16 protein-coding genes are annotated in these 16,144 nt (G+C 59.8%); 8 read left to right on the forward strand and 8 right to left on the reverse strand.

From position 1 onward, the window contains the following. Positions 1–36 precede the first annotated feature (36 nt). Positions 37–294, reverse strand: a complete 258-nt coding sequence (locus FHT84_RS26290) for a YjhX family toxin (protein ID WP_113250571.1) — start codon at positions 292–294, stop codon at positions 37–39. Between the two features lie 301 nt (positions 295–595). Here FHT84_RS26290 and FHT84_RS26295 point away from each other — a divergent pair, with 301 nt between their 5' ends. The 6 genes from FHT84_RS26295 (at position 596) to FHT84_RS26320 (ending at position 4,742) form a co-directional block, all read left to right on the forward strand. Next, the gene (locus FHT84_RS26295) at positions 596–1,105 is read left to right on the forward strand and encodes a GNAT family N-acetyltransferase (protein ID WP_113250570.1); all 510 of its coding nucleotides are present in this window, start codon (positions 596–598) and stop codon (positions 1,103–1,105) included. Between the two features lie 87 nt (positions 1,106–1,192). Next, entirely contained in the window at positions 1,193–2,698 is a 1,506-nt protein-coding gene (gatB, locus tag FHT84_RS26300; RefSeq protein WP_183764944.1) for an Asp-tRNA(Asn)/Glu-tRNA(Gln) amidotransferase subunit GatB, read from the forward strand. A 3-nt stretch (positions 2,699–2,701) separates the two neighbouring features. Then, positions 2,702–3,205, forward strand: coding sequence for a GNAT family N-acetyltransferase (locus FHT84_RS26305; RefSeq protein ID WP_113250568.1), 504 nt, complete (start codon positions 2,702–2,704; stop codon positions 3,203–3,205). Positions 3,206–3,225: 20 nt separating this feature from the next. Beyond that, a complete protein-coding gene (locus tag FHT84_RS26310; RefSeq protein WP_113250567.1) occupies positions 3,226–3,693 on the forward strand; it encodes a GNAT family N-acetyltransferase in 468 nt (155 codons plus the stop codon). 106 nt (positions 3,694–3,799) lie between these two features. After that, positions 3,800–4,198, forward strand: coding sequence for an NADH:ubiquinone oxidoreductase subunit NDUFA12 (locus FHT84_RS26315; RefSeq protein WP_112344250.1), 399 nt, complete (start codon positions 3,800–3,802; stop codon positions 4,196–4,198). A 103-nt stretch (positions 4,199–4,301) separates the two neighbouring features. Next, entirely contained in the window at positions 4,302–4,742 is a 441-nt protein-coding gene (locus FHT84_RS26320; protein WP_113250750.1) for a DUF2155 domain-containing protein, read from the forward strand. Positions 4,743–4,805: 63 nt separating this feature from the next. Here FHT84_RS26320 and FHT84_RS26325 read toward each other — a convergent pair whose 3' ends face one another. From FHT84_RS26325 to FHT84_RS26350, 6 genes are all read right to left on the reverse strand, one after another. Further along, a complete protein-coding gene (locus FHT84_RS26325) occupies positions 4,806–5,441 on the reverse strand; it encodes a DUF1062 domain-containing protein (protein ID WP_246698640.1) in 636 nt (211 codons plus the stop codon). A gap of 343 nt (positions 5,442–5,784) precedes the next feature. Then, positions 5,785–6,414, reverse strand: a complete 630-nt coding sequence (gene aat / locus FHT84_RS26330; RefSeq protein WP_112344252.1) for a leucyl/phenylalanyl-tRNA--protein transferase — start codon at positions 6,412–6,414, stop codon at positions 5,785–5,787. A 3-nt stretch (positions 6,415–6,417) separates the two neighbouring features. After that, entirely contained in the window at positions 6,418–7,770 is a 1,353-nt protein-coding gene (gene accC, locus FHT84_RS26335) for an acetyl-CoA carboxylase biotin carboxylase subunit (protein WP_181592414.1), read from the reverse strand. Positions 7,771–7,774: 4 nt separating this feature from the next. Continuing rightward, positions 7,775–8,251: an acetyl-CoA carboxylase biotin carboxyl carrier protein gene (accB, locus tag FHT84_RS26340; protein ID WP_112344253.1), complete on the reverse strand. Its 477-nt coding sequence runs from the start codon at positions 8,249–8,251 to the stop codon at positions 7,775–7,777. 24 nt (positions 8,252–8,275) lie between these two features. Further along, positions 8,276–8,713, reverse strand: a complete 438-nt coding sequence (aroQ, locus tag FHT84_RS26345; protein ID WP_113250565.1) for a type II 3-dehydroquinate dehydratase — start codon at positions 8,711–8,713, stop codon at positions 8,276–8,278. A gap of 202 nt (positions 8,714–8,915) precedes the next feature. Then, positions 8,916–9,683 carry a DsbA family protein gene (locus FHT84_RS26350; protein ID WP_113250564.1) on the reverse strand — a complete coding sequence of 256 codons (768 nt, stop codon included), beginning with the start codon at positions 9,681–9,683 and terminating at the stop codon, positions 8,916–8,918. A 212-nt stretch (positions 9,684–9,895) separates the two neighbouring features. On the opposite strand from FHT84_RS26350, the gene FHT84_RS26355 reads away from it, so the two are divergent. Further along, entirely contained in the window at positions 9,896–11,053 is a 1,158-nt protein-coding gene (locus FHT84_RS26355) for an aminotransferase class I/II-fold pyridoxal phosphate-dependent enzyme (RefSeq protein ID WP_113250749.1), read from the forward strand. A gap of 158 nt (positions 11,054–11,211) precedes the next feature. Here the strand turns inward: FHT84_RS26355 and FHT84_RS26360 are convergent, their stop codons facing one another. Next, positions 11,212–14,112, reverse strand: a complete 2,901-nt coding sequence (locus FHT84_RS26360; protein ID WP_113250563.1) for a ribonuclease E/G — start codon at positions 14,110–14,112, stop codon at positions 11,212–11,214. A 756-nt stretch (positions 14,113–14,868) separates the two neighbouring features. On the opposite strand from FHT84_RS26360, the gene FHT84_RS26365 reads away from it, so the two are divergent. After that, entirely contained in the window at positions 14,869–16,008 is a 1,140-nt protein-coding gene (locus FHT84_RS26365) for an N-acetylmuramoyl-L-alanine amidase (RefSeq protein ID WP_246698641.1), read from the forward strand. The last annotated feature ends 136 nt before the right edge of the window (positions 16,009–16,144 follow it).

Raw genomic sequence — 16,144 nt, forward strand, 5'->3', positions numbered from 1 at the left:
AGAGCCGCCCAACAGGGGGCGGCTCTCGGGCTTGTTCTATCGATTGTTCAGCTGCGCCCTCACCAGCCGCAATCCCCTTTCGCTGATGCGATAGGGATGGCCGTCCTTGGATTTGATGGCCTTGAGGCGCTTCAGCCGGCGAAAGAGGTCGATGCCGAAATCGGGATAGATCCAGCCGTCTCGCGTAAAGCAGTAGACGGTCTCGATCTTCTTGTTGTCGCTGCGTTCGATTTCGATGCGCCCGCCCTGGGCGAGCAGGTGGAGAATGCGCTGTTCGGCGCGGGAAATGTCCATTGTTGTCAGAATCCGTATAGCGCCAAACGGCGCACAAAAACGATCCGAGCCTTCCCTTAGGGAAGTCGGGGCTTCGTTTTTCAGGCCCGGCACGCAAGAAGACTTGCGAGCGGGGCCTTTACCGGGACTGACAAAAGTTAGACATCAAAACTCCGTTGATGCACCCTGTCTAAAGCAGGTTGCGCCTTGAGGTCAAGTTCAACTCGGAAGGTGTCTTTCCGCCGCCAGGCGTGGCAGCGAATCTCGCCGCTGGCAAAAGCCTCTGGCCGATGCTTTACTGTTTTCAAACGACGGGGGCTCGATGATCAACATTCGCAATGCCCATGAAGGTGAAACGGCGGTGCTGGCAAGCATTGGCCTGCGCTCCTGGCAGAAGGCGATGAGCGCGATCGGCGGCACGGGTGAACTGCTGGAAGGTGCAAGCGAAGCCTTTACCAATTTCACCAGCAATCTATGGCTGACGATCACCGTTATCGAGTTGAACGGCGAGGCTGTGGGATGGGCGGCGCGCGAAGCGCTCGACGAGGCGATCTCCGATTTCTGGATCGATCCCGATTTCGCGCGGCGCGGCCTCGGCTCGGCTTTGCTTGCGCGGATTGAGCAGGATGTGCGCGAGCAGGGGTTGGAAAAGGTCTCTCTGCAGAGCCATGCGGGAAATACCGACGCCATCGCCTTCTTCAGGGCGCGCGGCTATGAGATCCGCTGGCTGTCGATCGTCTATTCCCCGAAGCTCGATAGCGATGTTCCCACAGTCGGGCTTTCGAAATCGCTGGTCGAGGAGAGCGACGGCGTCTACGGACCGGTCATATAGCACGCCGCCGACGCCGAAAGCCTTGCGCCGCCTCGCCAATTGCTCTACCTCACCAAAGCAGAAAACAGCATTATACAAGAGCTTCCCATGACCATTGTCGACGTCCGTACGCCAGATCCGAAACGCTTCATTCCCGGTGCCACCGGTGACTGGGAAGTCGTTATCGGGATGGAAGTCCACGCCCAGGTGCTGAGCAAGTCCAAGCTCTTCTCCGGCGCCTCTACGGAGTTCGGCAAGCCTCAGAATTCCAATGTGTCGCTCGTCGATGCAGCCATGCCCGGCATGCTGCCCGTCATCAACGAGGAATGCGTCAAGCAGGCCGTGCGCACCGGCCTTGGCCTGAAGGCGCAGATCAACAAGCGTTCGATCTTCGATCGCAAGAACTATTTCTATCCCGATCTGCCGCAGGGCTATCAGATCTCGCAGTTCAAGGATCCGATCATCGGCGAGGGCAAGATCGTCATCTCGCTCGGTCCGGACCGTCAGGGCCAGTTCGAGGATATCGAGATCGGCATCGAACGCCTGCACCTCGAGCAGGATGCCGGCAAGTCGATGCACGATCAGCACGCCACCATGTCCTATGTCGATCTGAACCGCTCCGGCGTCGCGCTGATGGAAATCGTCTCCAAGCCGGATATCCGCTCGGCCGACGAGGCGAAGGCCTATATGACGAAGCTGCGCTCGATCGTGCGCTATCTCGGCACCTGCGACGGCAACATGGACGAAGGCTCCATGCGCGCCGACGTCAACGTCTCGGTGCGCCGTCCGGGCGGCGAATTCGGCACGCGCTGCGAAATCAAGAACGTCAACTCCATCCGCTTCATCGGCCAGGCGATCGAATATGAAGCGCGCCGTCAGATCGGCATTCTGGAGGATGGCGGTGCGATCGACCAGGAAACCCGCCTGTTCGATCCGAACAAGGGCGAGACGCGGTCCCTGCGCACCAAGGAAGATGCGCATGACTACCGCTACTTCCCCGATCCGGATCTGCTGCCGCTCGAATTCGACGATGCCTTCGTTACGGAGCTTGCCGAGCATCTGCCGGAGCTGCCCGACGACAAGAAGGAGCGTTTCGTCCGCGAACTCGGCCTTTCGATCTACGACGCATCAGTTCTGGTTTCGGAAAAGGCGATCGCCGATTATTTCGAGGCCGTTGCCGCCGGCCGCGATGGCAAGATGGCTGCCAACTGGGTCATCAACGACCTGCTGGGCGCTCTGAACAGAACCGGCAAAGACATTGAAGAGACTCCGGTTTCGCCCGCCCAGCTCGGCACGATCATCGATCTGATCAAGGCCGAAACCATCTCCGGCAAGATCGCCAAGGATCTGTTCGAAATCGTGCTCAACGAAGGCGGCGATCCCGCCGAGATCGTCGAGGCACGCGGCATGAAGCAGGTCACCGATACCGGCGCGATCGAAAAGGCTGTCGACGAGATCATCGCCGCGAACCCGGATCAAGTCGCCAAGGTCAAGGCAAAGCCGACGCTTGCCGGCTGGTTCGTCGGCCAGGTGATGAAGTCGACTGGCGGCAAGGCCAACCCGCAGGCCGTGCAGGCGCTGGTCAAGGCCAAGCTCGGCATCGAAGAGGAATAGCCGATGTTCTTCGTCCGCACCGCCAGCGAGCAGGACCTGGAAAAGGTCCGCGCTCTGCTCGGCGAGACCTGGCATGCGACCTATGACCGGATCTACGGTCCGGAAAAGGTCAGTGAGCTGCATGCCTCCTGGCATTCGACGGCTTCATTGAAGGCGCGGCTGGCGAACAAGAATTCCGAATTTTTGGTGGCCGATGACGGGAAGACGATCGGCGGCATGGGCTATGCCGCCATGTCCAAAGAGATGACGAAAACCGTCATGCTTCACATGCTCTATGTCAGCCCAAAGCATCAGCGCGAGGGTATCGGCCGCGATATTTTCGCTGAGCTGGAGACCTGCTTCCCGGACGCCGAGATCATGCGCCTCGAGGTCGATCCGCAGAACGAGGCGGCCATCGCCTTCTACAAGGCGCATGGCTTTGTCGATGTTGGCCGCACCGAAAACTGCGGCAACGGGCAGTCGGGCATTCCGGCGCTGATATTCGAGAAGCCATTGGCGGCCCACTGAAAGAATAGACGAGACCGTTTATGCAAGACGTCCGCCCGATGATCCGCGAAGCGAAGGAAGCCGACCTTCGCGCGCTGATCGGCCTCTTCGCCGCCGATGCGGTGGGCGGCCACGGCGATACGACCGATCCCTCTGCCTATGACGATTATCTCCGTGCGTTTCGCACTATCGCGGCATCGCCGGATCAGACGCTGTATGTCGCCGAACTCGCCGGAGAAGTGGTCGGGACGTTCCAGGCGATGATCACGACGACGCTGACCGGGCGGGGCGGTTCTGCCATGATCATCGAAGCGGTGCAGACGCGAGCCGATATGCGCGGGCAGGGGATTGGCGCCGCTATGATCAATTTCTGCATCGACGAGGCAAAAAGCCGCGGTATGCGGATGATTCAGCTGACGTCGAATAATGCCCGCAAGGACGCGCACCGCTTCTATGAGAGACTGGGTTTCAAGCCGACGCATCTGGGCTTCAAGATGCTATTGAAATGAAGCCTCTTGCCCGCTGGAATCACTGGACAAGCCGGTTCAGGGGCGGCATAAGCAAACTATCGAATTCTGGTATCGCTCGCCCCTCAGCGGGTATCGAGGAAAAGACATGTGGAATTTCATCGTACAGACCTTCACCTGGTGGAACAGTCAGACTTTGGGTACGCGGTTTGCGACCTGGCGGTTTGGCAAGCGTGTCGGCGAGGATGAGTTCGGCAACGTCTATTACGAAGGTGGCATGTCCTCCTACGGCCTTCCGAAGCGCTGGGTGATCTACAAGGGCTATGCCGAAGCTTCGGCCATTCCGCCGGGCTGGCACGGCTGGATGCATCATCGTACCGACGTTCCGCCGACCAAGGAAAACTACGTCGCCAAGGACTGGCAGAAGGAGCACCGCGCCAATCCGACTGGCTCGCCGCAGGCATACCGTCCGCCGGGCTCTCTCGCCGTTGCCGGCGAGCGTCCGCGTGTGACCGGCGATTACGACGCCTGGACCCCGGGCAACTGAGCGGAGAAGCCGGCTCGTCCTTTGGCCACAATTGGGCTTTAGGCGCGACATATGCCGGCTCATGCTCGGCGCCTTGACCGAGACCAAGCGGAGATTGGCGGATATGATGGTTTTCACGCGGAGCGCTTCTTTGCGTGCAGTGGCTGTAATGGGTGCTGCTCTCTTCGTCGGCATCATGGCAGCCCCCACCGCTGAGGCCGCCCGCATCACCAATCCCGTCGCCGTGTTTTCCGGGCTCGACAAGATCACCGGCCGCATCACGACCTTCGATGTCTATATCAACGAGACCGTGCAGTTCGGCGCGCTGCAGGTGACGCCGCGCGCCTGTTATTCGCGGGACGAAACCGAGCAGCAGAAGGTGGACGGTTTCGTCGAGGTGGACGAGATCACCCTCGATCGCCGCATCCGTCGCATTTTCACCGGCTGGATGTTTGCCGACAGCCCAGGCCTCAACGCCGTCGAGCACCCGATCTATGACGTCTGGCTGAAAGAGTGCAAGCAGAAGTCCGACGTTCCGCCGCCGGACACCGCCGGTGCGAAGTAAGCCGCTCGATATACGCAGCAGATTTGCATAGCCCGCAGAAGCAAGGCTTCTGCGGGCAAAGTTTTAGCCTCGTTCCGGATTGGTCGCCGCGTCGCCTATTGCTTGGCGATCTACGGCCTCTGACAGGTCGAGGGTGATCCGCATGCCGTCTTTCGGCCTGTGCCGCAGGAAATCGCTGCGCTCCGGATCGGCTTTCAATCTGCCTCTATCGTAGAGAGCCTGGAGCCGTGATCGCGAGATTGCCAGTTCCGCGGCCAGCAACCGATCGAGGCGAAGGTTCACCGGAAACTCGGCTGATATCTCGATTTCCAACAGCACCCAATTACTTGCCTCTTGCACCATCTCTTTCCGGATGGCCGCATCCGGCGGCTCCTCGATGCGCTTGGCTTTCCGCTTCAGCCCGTCGAGATCGAATTCCTGCGTCCGGACCCACTGAAGATCGCTGCGCTGCAGTGCCTCGAGCGTGGAGGGGCCGAGATCGTGAACGGTGCGGCGCTCGAAAAGCGTCCGGTTCCAGGTCTTGTCGCAATCGATGCATTTATAGACCAGCCAGGCATCAAGCCTTTTGCCATTGGCATTGAGCCTGATCTTGCCGCTCGATCTGAAGGGTCTCGGAGCTCCGCAGCCGCTGCAGGCGATCCATGGCTGAGGCGAAGTTCGAGGAGAAATGGTCCAACGGACCTGAAGAATATTGCACATACCGTCTTGGTCTTCCGTCTGGAAGTCCACCAAGCTGGCGGTGAGACAAGCCCGTCAGGGCACGGTATGGCGATATTGCGGGACGGCTGAAGAGCTGAGACAGCGGTGGCTGCGCAGGCGCGTTTTGACAATGCCAAACCGGTCTCAGGCCATCACCCGATGGACATGAACATGCAGCGAGCGGCGTCTTGCCGCTCCGATGCACTGGGTGATCTGGATGAGACCGGTATTTACGACGGCAAAGTGGAACCTCTATGCACCAACGCTCTTCGCTAGGAGGGATAGCAGACCGCAACCGGAATTTGAAGTGGTGTGAGTTCGATGACGCCAGGGTTTCCGGTGTTTATGCCTGATCGTCGGAAAAGCTGAGATTGGGTGATTCCATCGCCTCCTCCAGCATTTTTGCATAGGCATCCTTCGGCACGTCGATGGCACCGAATGTCTTCAGGTGCTCGGTGGTGAATTGTGTGTCGAGCAGGGTGAAGCCGCGTTCGCGCAGGCGCTCCACCAGATAGACGAGACAGATCTTTGAAGCATCCGTGCGGCGGGAGAACATGCTTTCGCCAAAGAAAGCCGACCCCAGTGAAACGCCATAGAGACCGCCGACCAGCCTGTCGCCTTCCCAAGCCTCTACCGAATGGGCATGACCGATATGGTGCAGGGTGGCGTAGAGCGAGCGGATCGTCTCGTTGATCCATGTGCTGGGGCGATCACTCGTCTGCTCGCCGCAAGCCGCGATGACGGCCTCAAAATCGGTGTCGAAACGAATGTCGAAGGGATGTTGACGGATTTTCTTGGCGAGGCTCTTGGAGACGTGAAACGTATCGAGAGGGATGATGCCCCGCAATTCCGGCTCGACCCAGAAGATTTCCGGGTCGTCTGCCGATTCGGCCATCGGGAAAAGCCCGATGGAATAGGCGCGCAACAAGATTTCCGGGGTAACGCCGGGATGTTTGCCGCGCGCTCCGGGCACAGGTTAGGCCGATGTTTTTGCCAGGTAGTTTTCCAGCCAGTGGATATCGTAATCGCCGTTGGCGATATCCTGGTTGGAAACCAGATCCTGGAAGAGCGGCAGAGTGGTTTTGATGCCGTCCACCACGAATTCGTCAAGCGCGCGGCGCAGGCGCATCATGCATTCGACGCGGGTGCGTCCATGCACGATCAGCTTGCCGATCAGGCTGTCGTAGTATGGGGGGATCCTGTAGCCTTGGTAGGCGCCGGAATCGATACGCACGCCGAGGCCACCGGGCGCATGAAAATGCGTGATCGTGCCGGGTGAGGGGATGAAGCTGCGGGCGTCTTCGGCATTGATGCGGCATTCGATGGCATGGCCTTGGAAATGCACGTCATCCTGCGTCACCGAGAGACCGCCGCCGGAGGCGACGCGGATCTGCTCGTGTACGAGGTCGATGCCGGTAATGGCTTCCGTCACCGGATGCTCCACCTGCAGGCGGGTGTTCATTTCGATGAAATAGAACTCGCCGTTCTCGTAGAGAAACTCGATGGTACCGGCACCACGATACTTCAGCTTCTTCATCGCGTCGGCGCAGATCTTGCCGATCTTCATGCGCTGCTCGACGTTGAGCGCCGGGGAATTGGCTTCTTCCCAGACCTTCTGGTGGCGGCGCTGCAGCGAGCAGTCGCGTTCGCCGAGATGGACCGCGTTGCCTTCGCCGTCGCCGAAAACCTGGATTTCGATATGGCGCGGCTTGCCGAGGTACTTTTCCATATAAACGGAATCATTACCGAAGGCGGCGCCCGCTTCGGTGCGTGCCGTCGTCCAGGCTTCGATCAAGTCTTCTTCCGTACGGGCGACCTTCATACCGCGGCCGCCGCCGCCGGCGGTTGCCTTGATGAGCACCGGATAGCCGATCTCGCGCGCCGTCTTCAGCGCGTCCGCTTCGGTCTTCACCTCGCCGTCGGAACCGGGAACGACCGGAATGCCGAGCTGCTGCGCGGTGGCCTTGGCAGTGATCTTGTCGCCCATGAGGCGGATATGCTCCGCCGTCGGACCGATGAAGGTGATGCCATGCGCCTCGAGAATATCGGCGAACTTGGCATTTTCCGAAAGGAATCCATAACCGGGATGCACGGCGTCCGCGCCGGTGATCTCGCAGGCGGCGACGATCTGGTGGATGTTGAGATAGCTTTCGCGCGATGGCGGCGGGCCTATGCAAACGCTCTCATCCGCAAGCCGCACATGCATCGCGTCCGCATCGGCGGTGGAATGCACCGCAACGCTCGCGATGCCGAGTTCCTTGCAGGCGCGCAGCACCCGCAGGGCGATCTCTCCGCGATTGGCTATGAGAATCTTCGAAATCATGGGCATGGACTTACTCTATGACGACCAGGGCTTCGCCGTACTCGACCGGACGTCCGTCCTGAACGAGGATCTCGGTCACGGTACCGGACTTTGGCGCAGGGATCTGGTTCATCGTCTTCATGGCTTCGATGATGAGCAGCGTCTGGCCTTCCTTCACGACCGAGCCGGCCTGGATGAAAGCGGCCGCGCCCGGCGCCGGCGCCAGATAGGCGGTACCGACCATCGGTGCGCTGACGACGTTGTCGGGATTGCGGGTCTTGCCTGCAGGCGCCGCGGCGGCCGGGGCTGCAGCAGCTGCTGCAGCCGGAGCGGCATAGGCGGCGGGAGCGGCGATTGGCGCCTGAACATATTGGGTCGTGCCGGCACGCGATACGCGGATGCGCAGATCTTCCTGCTCGACTTCAATCTCGGTCAGATCGGTGTCGTTGAGAATGTTGGCGAGATCGCGAATCAGCGCCTGGTCGATACCCGATTTCTTTTCAGCCATTGGATTTCTTGCCCTGTATTTTTGTTATTGGGTGATGGATTTAAGCGCATGAAGCGCCAGGATGTAGCCATAAGGTCCGAAACCACAGATCATGCCCTTTGCAGCGGGCGCGATCATCGATTTGTGCCGGAATTCTTCGCGTGCGTGGATATTGGAGATATGCACCTCCACCACGGGAATGGAAATGGCGCGGATCGCATCGTGCAGCGCGATCGACGTATGACCATAGGCGCCGGGATTGATCGCGATACCAGCAGCCTTGTCGTCCGCTTCATGCATCCAGTCGACCAGCACGCCTTCATGATTGCTTTGCCGGAAATCGACAATGAAGCCCAGGCTTTCGCCTGCAGACTTGCAGTCGGCTCCGATATCCTTCAGCGTCTTGCCGCCATAGATGCCCGGCTCGCGCTTGCCCAAGGCATTCAAATTGGGTCCGTTGAGGACAAAAATTGTTTGCGCCATTAGATGTTCCGTCAAAGTGCAGCGCAACCTATAGACTCCCGAGGCCCTGTAGGAAAGCCCCGGAGCGAAGGTTGCATGCCTCTAGGTGTGGAAACGCCGCGATTTTGGCATTTTTGCGCCGCGTCGAGCCGCGGCGCCATTTCGCAGCTGCCAAAATGCGGACGGCTATTTGCTTTGCCGTCGCAAGGATGGTTCTCGCCGGTCAGCAGCTGGTTTTTCCGCAGCTGCGGACGTTGGCGATCTTCTGCTTGATGGCGTCGAGACCGATTGCGCCGGAAATCATCTCGTTGCCGATCACATAGGCGGGCGTGCCTGTCACGTTGAGATCGGAGGCAAGTTGATAGGTTGCTTTGATCATATCGGTGTTCGGCGCCTTTGCCATTTCAGTGCGAATGGCGGATTCGCTGATGCCGAGCGAAGTGGCGACCTCGATGGCGGCGTCTTCGGAGGCGCGCCCGTCGCTGCCCAGCAGCTTACGATGGAATTGCTCGTATTTTTCAGGTGCAAGCAGGCGGAAAGCGCTGGAGACACGGGAAGCGGCAACCGAATCCTGGCCGAGGATCGGGAATTCCTTGAGAACGAAACGCACATCCTTGTCCTGCTTCAGCAGCGTGTCCATATCGCCGAGCGCATGCCGGCAGTAGGTGCAATTATAGTCGAAGAATTCCACGACGGTGATGTTGCCCTTCGGATTGCCGATGGCCACATCGTCCTTGGAATTGAAGATCGCGTCCTTGTTCTGGTCGATCACCTGGGATGATTGGGCGATACGGGCTTCGTCCTGCTTCTTCTCGAGCGCCGCCTGGGCATCCAGCAGAACTTCCGGATGCTCGACGAGATATTCCTTGATGAAATCCCCGATTTCCTTCTTCTGCTGGTCATCCAGCGCGGCGGCCGGCTGGATTGTGGCGAAGGACGCTGTCAGGGCAATCGCCGAAACCGTCAGCAGGCTTTTGAGAGAAAAGGTCATTGGGTCCTCGTTTGGATCTGAGCGGAGACGTCATTCTTGAATGCGCCATAGCATCGTCGGGTCGGCATCCGCAAATATGCATCGACAATTTACGGTGCGTCCTTATTTCCAGAAACAGGAATTTTCACGACAAAGCCGCAATCGCAGGATTGTGAACGAGCCGATATTGCGGCAAATGTCGCTTGCCGATCCGATCCGAGAGAGAATTGACCGTGTTTTCCCTATCCAAGCGCAGCGATGTCGAACCTTTCCATGCCATGGATGTGCTGGCGGAGGCGACGCGACGCCGTCAGGCCGGGCACCCGGTCATTTCCATGGCGGTCGGGCAGCCCTCGCATCCAGCTCCACAGGCTGCGTTGGAGGCAGCACGCGCAGCCCTAGGCCATGGCCGCATCGGCTATACGGATGCGCTGGGGACGCTTGCCCTGCGGCAGGCGCTTTCCGCCCATTATCAGGCTCGCCATGGCTTGAGCATCGATCCGAAGCGGATTGCCATCACCACCGGATCGTCGGCCGGCTTCAATCTTGCCTTCCTGACGTTATTCGATGCCGGCGATAGTGTCGCCATCGCCCGGCCGGGCTATCCGGCCTATCGCAATATCCTTGCCGCACTTGGCCTCGATGTCGTCGAGGTACCGGTCACCGAGGAAACGCAGTTTACGCTGACATCCGAGAGCTTGGAAGCGGCACAGGTGGCAAGCGGTAAGTGCTTGAAGGGGGTACTGCTGGCAAGCCCCGCCAATCCCACAGGCACGGTGACGGGCAGGGCGGCGCTGAAGGCGCTGGCTGATTATTGCGCCGACCGTTCCATCGCCTTCATCTCCGACGAGATCTATCACGGGCTGACCTTCGTCGGCGAGGAGACGAGTGCGCTGGAACTGACAGACGAGGCGATCGTCATCAATTCCTTCTCGAAATATTATTGCATGACCGGCTGGCGCATCGGCTGGATGGTTCTGCCGGAACGGCTGGTGCGGCCCACAGAGCGCGTGGCTCAGAGCCTCTACATTTCTGCGCCGGAATTGTCGCAGATCGCCGCCGAGGCGGCACTCGGCGCAGGCGCCGAGCTCGATGTCTATCGTGAAAGCTATGGCCGCAACCGCGATTTCCTCATGCGTCGGCTTCCAGAAATCGGCTTCCGCATTGCCTCGCCGATGGATGGCGCCTTCTACGCCTATGTCGACGTCAGCCGTTTCACAAACGACAGCATGGCCTTTGCCCGAAAGATGCTGGCGGAAATCAATGTCGCTGCCACGCCCGGCCTCGACTTCGATCCCGTGGAAGGACATCGCGCAATGCGGATCTCCTATGCCGGCTCGAATGCCGAAATCGAAGAGGCGACCGAACGCATGGCCGCCTGGCTGAAATAGAGTCCGGAATCAATAATTTGTGCGGGCTTGCGAAAGCGCTGCCGCAAGTTGCGGAGACGTGCGCTGGCACGTGACCGGCCGCCTTTGCGCTTGGGAAACAAAAAATCCGGCCGCGTCACCACGGCCGGATTTTTTTATTTCATTGCAGATCGGTCTTCTTAAAAGAATCCGCGGCGCTGCCACCAGCCAGCCTTCTTCGGCTTGGTCGGCTCACCTTCGCCATCGCCCCCTTCATTGGCACGGGTGGAGGTTACCACCGGAGCGGACGAGGAAACATTGGATTCGCGGTTGGCGCGCGCCGGTTTGGCTTCGTCCTCGATAGCCTCGGGTGTGGCTGCATTGTCGAGAGCCGTGGCAATTTCGGCTACCGCTTCGGTTTCGCCCTCGATCGCGGCTGCCTCTTCGACAACAGGCGTCTCGACTGGCGATGCCTCGGCAGCCTTTGCCTTCCGGCGGCCGCGTCCCTTGGCGGGCTTCACATCCTCGGTGACGGTCGCCGCCGTCTCGACGGCTGCCATGGCCGGCTGAGCCTCGACAGCGGCCTCGCCCTCGGCAACGGCGATTTCCGCCACCGTGACGCTTGCCTCTTCTTCGCTGTCATCGCCGTCGGCTGCTGCATCGGCTTCGAAGGCTTCATCGGTTTCCGACGCGCTGCCTTCGCTCTGTTCGCCACCCTGGTTTTCGCGGTTGCGACGACCACCGCGCTTGCCGCGCCGGCGGCGCTTGCGCTTCTGCTGTGCATCGTCTTCATTGTCGGCGGATGCGGCGTTCTCGGCGCCGGCATCACCTTCGTCGTCGTCTTCGCTGTCAGCGTCCTCGGCGGTAGCGGCCGCAGAGGTGTCCTCGGAAGCCGATGCTGCCTGGGCATCGTTGCCGCGACCACGACGACGGCGGCGACGCTTGCGCTTGCGGCCATTTTCATTGCCTTCGGCGCGGGCGGGCTGTTCGGTGATGGTCGCCGCCTTTTCTTCCAGTTCTTCGTCCTCGTCCTCCTCGGCTTCGATGACGACATCGTCGTCATCATCGTCCGGGATGGCTGCGAAGTTGAACAGGCTTTCGATCTTCACCGGATTGGCGACCGGCTCGCCGCGATCGATCGCGAAATGCTGCGTGCCAACGGCATTGTCGGCATCGATGACGATCGCGACGCCGAAGCGGCTTTCATAATCGATGATCGTCTGGCGCTTGTGGTTGAGCAGATAGAGCGCAATGTCCGGCGTCGTGCGCACGGTGATGTCATGTGTCGTGTTCTTGAGCAGATATTCCTCGATGCCACGCAGAACGTGCAGGGCAACGGAAGACTGCGAGCGAACGTGACCGGTGCCGCCGCAATGCGAGCAGATCTGCGTCGTGCTTTCCAGAACCGAGGCGCGGATGCGCTGACGCGACATCTCCAAGAGGCCGAAATGCGAGATGCGTCCCACCTGGATGCGGGCCCGGTCGTTCTTCAAGCATTCCTTCAGCTTCTTCTCGACGGCGCGGTTGTTGCGCTTCTCTTCCATGTCGATGAAGTCGATGACGATCAGGCCGGCAAGGTCGCGCAGGCGGAGCTGACGGGCAATTTCCTCTGCAGCTTCCAGGTTGGTCTGAAGCGCCGTGTCTTCGATCGAATGTTCGCGGGTCGAGCGGCCGGAGTTGACGTCGATCGAAACCAGCGCTTCCGTCTGGTTCATGATCAGATAGCCGCCGGAACGCAGCGTCACCTGCGGCTGCAGCATGCGGTCGAGCTGCGCCTCGATGCCGGAGCGCGAGAAGATCGGGTGGATGTCGCGATAGGGCTGGACCACCTTGGCATGGCTCGGCATCAGCATCTTCATGAAGTCTTTCGCTTCACGATAGCCTTCTTCGCCGGCAACGATGATCTCGCTGATATCCTTGTTGTAAAGGTCGCGGATCGAGCGCTTGATCAGGCTGCCTTCTTCATAGACGAGGCAAGGCGCGGTCGAGGCGAGCGTCAGCGTGCGGACGTTTTCCCACAGGCGCATCAGATATTCGAAATCGCGCTTGACCTCGACCTTGGTGCGGTTGGCGCCGGCCGTGCGCAGGATGACGCCCATGCCCTGCGGCACTTCGAGCATCTTGGCGATTTCCTTCAGGCGCTTGCGGTCCTGCGGATTGGTGATCTTGCGGGAAATGCCGCCGCCACGCGCCGTGTTCGGCATCAGAACCGAGTAGCGGCCCGCAAGCGAGAGATAGGTGGTGAGCGCCGCACCCTTGTTGCCGCGCTCTTCCTTGGCGACCTGCACTAGCAGGATCTGGCGGCGCTTGATGACTTCCTGGATACGATACTGCTTGCGCGGCTTGCGCTGGGCACGATCGGGAACCTCTTCCATCGCATCTTCGGCACCGACGGATTCGATCACTTCCTCTTCATGGTCGTGATCGTCATCGTCGTCGTCGTCATGGCGGCGCTTGGAGGAGCGGACGTCTTCAGAAATCGAATCGGTTTCGACCATGGCAGCCATTTCGCCAGACGGACCGTCCTCGTCCTCGCTCGGCGCATCGACGGCTGCCGTCGCTTCCGGGGCGGCGGTCTCTTCGGCGGGGGCTTCCGCTGCCGCCTTCTTGCGGCTGCGGCGCGGCTTGGCCTTCTTGGCCGGAATTGCTTCCTCGGCGGGCGCGGCTGCCTCCGGAGCGGAGGCTTCTTCCGCGATCGCGGCCGGTACTTCGGCTTCTTCATTCGCCTTGGGAACGATGCCGATATCGGGCTGTTCCTGCTTTGAAAGGTCGAGCGCCGTTTCGACGTGCTCGACGTCATCATCCCGGCGATGCTCCTCGGCCTCGGCCTTCAGAAGCGCCTGACGATCGGCGAGGGGGATCTGATAGTAGTCGGGATGGATTTCGGCAAAGGCCAGGAAGCCGTGCCTGTTGCCGCCATAGTCAACGAAAGCGGCCTGAAGCGAAGGTTCGACCCTCGTTACTTTTGCAAGATAGATGTTGCCGCGGATTTGCTTCTTGTGCTGAGACTCGAAGTCAAATTCTTCTATGCGGTTCCCGCGAACGACAACGACGCGCGTCTCTTCCTCGTGAGACGCATCGATAAGCATTTTGTCTGCCATGAAAGCTGTGCTCCTCGGCGCAGGCAACCGGATGGGGACCTGCTTGTCACTGGGACAAGCCGGATATGATCCGCCGTTGCTGCACCGGATAATGAAAGTCGCAAGTGGTTCGGAGATGACAGCATCCAGACGGCGGCCGGGGCATTACTTCCCTGGGGTCTGTTCACTTTTTGAAAAAGCTGCTGCGGTGACATCCGTAACCAAGCGAGATCGACTATGCCTTAGACCCACAAAGCGGGGCCCGATGAATGTGCTCTCTAAAGAGCGTTTGGTGGCTCTCCACCGATGAACTTCCCGTTTGAAACCGGAAATTCAGATATCCACTGTTTGGAGCGGAAGTACTGCAGACGGCGGATGACTGCCGCTTATGGCGCCTGGTACTCGAGGCGGCTGCCTTTGCGGCGACTCTATCCCGTCAACACTTCTACCCTAATATGCGTTGTATGTTTTATCTGTCACAATAGCAAGGGGAAAGCCAAGTATGCCATAATATTGATGGATTCGTCGGATGATGAGAACGCGGGAAGCGGCGATCAACGATTCGTTTCCCGGCGCATCATCGGTGCGGCCATCACGTCAGACCTGGTTCCCGCTATTGGGGCCTTCAAAAACAACGCTGAAACCAATATGGGGCGCGTTGGACACTTGGTAAAGGGATTGCGGCATGTGGCGGAGATTGGCGTGAGGGCTTTGCGATTTGCGGCAGCGGCCCTTGCCCTTGTGATTCTTATCGTGTTTTCGGCATTTGCGCCTGTCATGGCGGCGGATGGCCCGTTGCTCGCCTACGGCGCGCGCATAGCCGGTGACGATGCCCGCACGCGTATCGTCCTCGATATGGATCGGGAGCCGGCCTTCACGGTTCATTATCTCGACAATCCCGCCCGCGTGGTGGTCGATCTGCCGGCGACGGCATTCGGCTTCCCGGCCGCGGATCTCAAGCCGACCGGCCTCTTCAAGGATATCCGCTATGGTACGATGGATGCGGACAGCGCCCGCATCGTGCTGACTGCAAAAAAGCCGGTAAAGCTGGTCATGGCCAAGGTGCAGACCGATGAGGGGGGCAAGGGGCAGCGGCTTGTGCTCGATGCCGAGATGGTGCCCGCCGAGCAATTTGCCGAACTGGTGAAGAAGCAGAGCTGGACGAGCGACGATACCGCCCGGGACGTCGGTCCCGTCGAGCCGACGCAGAAGGCCGATCCGAATATTTTCCTCGTCGCCGTTGACGCCGGTCATGGCGGTATCGATGCGGGCGCGACGGGCACCGACGGCGTCACGCAGGAAAAGGACATTACGCTTGCCTTCGCGAAGATGTTTGCCGACAAGCTGAATGCCCAGCCCGGCATCAAGGCCTTTCTCACGCGTGACAAGGACCAATATTTATCGTTGTCGGAGCGGGTGACCATCGCGCGCCAGAATCGCGCCTCGCTTTTCATTTCGCTGCATGCCGATACGCTGAAGCAGAAGGATATCCGCGGAGCGACCGTCTATACGATCTCGGACAAAGCATCGGACCGGCTTGCCGGCGAGGTCGCCGACCGTGAAAACAAGTCCGATCAGATCGCCGGGACCGACGCTCAGGCACAGCCGGCTGCCGTCAACGACATCTTGATGGATCTGACCCGCCGCGAGACGCAGGCCTTCTCCATCTCGCTGGCACAGGATGTGTTGTCCTCCTTTGATGGCCAGATCTCCATGATCAACAATCCGCACCGCCACGCCGGTTTCCAGGTCCTGACTGCGCCGGATGTGCCCTCGATCCTGTTGGAACTCGGTTTTCTCTCCAATAAGGAGGACGAGAAGCTGCTGCTCGATCTCGATTGGCGGCAAAAGGTCGCCGACAGGCTGGCCGATGCAGTAAAAAAATATCGCGTATCGATCATCGCGAACGGCGGCTGACAGGGCCGAATGTCATGATCAGCCGTGGCTTCCATGTCACAGCTTTAAATATTAGAATTGCATGAAACTGGGAATACCGAGGGCGAGCCCTATTTTGCTCACATTCCCGCCTTTACAGCGAACTATCATCCGCTCG

Origin of the sequence: Rhizobium sp. BK289, from assembly GCF_014193575.1 — a bacterium.
Taxonomy (GTDB): domain Bacteria; phylum Pseudomonadota; class Alphaproteobacteria; order Rhizobiales; family Rhizobiaceae; genus Rhizobium; species Rhizobium tropici_C.

Coding starts and splice junctions, on each gene's coding strand:
- FHT84_RS26290 (WP_113250571.1), bottom strand. CDS start 294: ATGGACATTTCCCGCGCCGAACAGCGCATTCTCCACCTGCTCGCCCAG.
- FHT84_RS26295 (WP_113250570.1), top strand. CDS start 596: ATGATCAACATTCGCAATGCCCATGAAGGTGAAACGGCGGTGCTGGCA.
- gatB (WP_183764944.1), top strand. CDS start 1,193: ATGACCATTGTCGACGTCCGTACGCCAGATCCGAAACGCTTCATTCCC.
- FHT84_RS26305 (WP_113250568.1), top strand. CDS start 2,702: ATGTTCTTCGTCCGCACCGCCAGCGAGCAGGACCTGGAAAAGGTCCGC.
- FHT84_RS26310 (WP_113250567.1), top strand. CDS start 3,226: ATGCAAGACGTCCGCCCGATGATCCGCGAAGCGAAGGAAGCCGACCTT.
- FHT84_RS26315 (WP_112344250.1), top strand. CDS start 3,800: ATGTGGAATTTCATCGTACAGACCTTCACCTGGTGGAACAGTCAGACT.
- FHT84_RS26320 (WP_113250750.1), top strand. CDS start 4,302: ATGATGGTTTTCACGCGGAGCGCTTCTTTGCGTGCAGTGGCTGTAATG.
- FHT84_RS26325 (WP_246698640.1), bottom strand. CDS start 5,441: ATGTGCAATATTCTTCAGGTCCGTTGGACCATTTCTCCTCGAACTTCG.
- accC (WP_181592414.1), bottom strand. CDS start 7,770: ATGCCCATGATTTCGAAGATTCTCATAGCCAATCGCGGAGAGATCGCC.
- accB (WP_112344253.1), bottom strand. CDS start 8,251: ATGGCTGAAAAGAAATCGGGTATCGACCAGGCGCTGATTCGCGATCTC.
- aroQ (WP_113250565.1), bottom strand. CDS start 8,713: ATGGCGCAAACAATTTTTGTCCTCAACGGACCCAATTTGAATGCCTTG.
- FHT84_RS26350 (WP_113250564.1), bottom strand. CDS start 9,683: ATGACCTTTTCTCTCAAAAGCCTGCTGACGGTTTCGGCGATTGCCCTG.
- FHT84_RS26360 (WP_113250563.1), bottom strand. CDS start 14,112: ATGGCAGACAAAATGCTTATCGATGCGTCTCACGAGGAAGAGACGCGC.
- FHT84_RS26365 (WP_246698641.1), top strand. CDS start 14,869: ATGGCGGCGGATGGCCCGTTGCTCGCCTACGGCGCGCGCATAGCCGGT.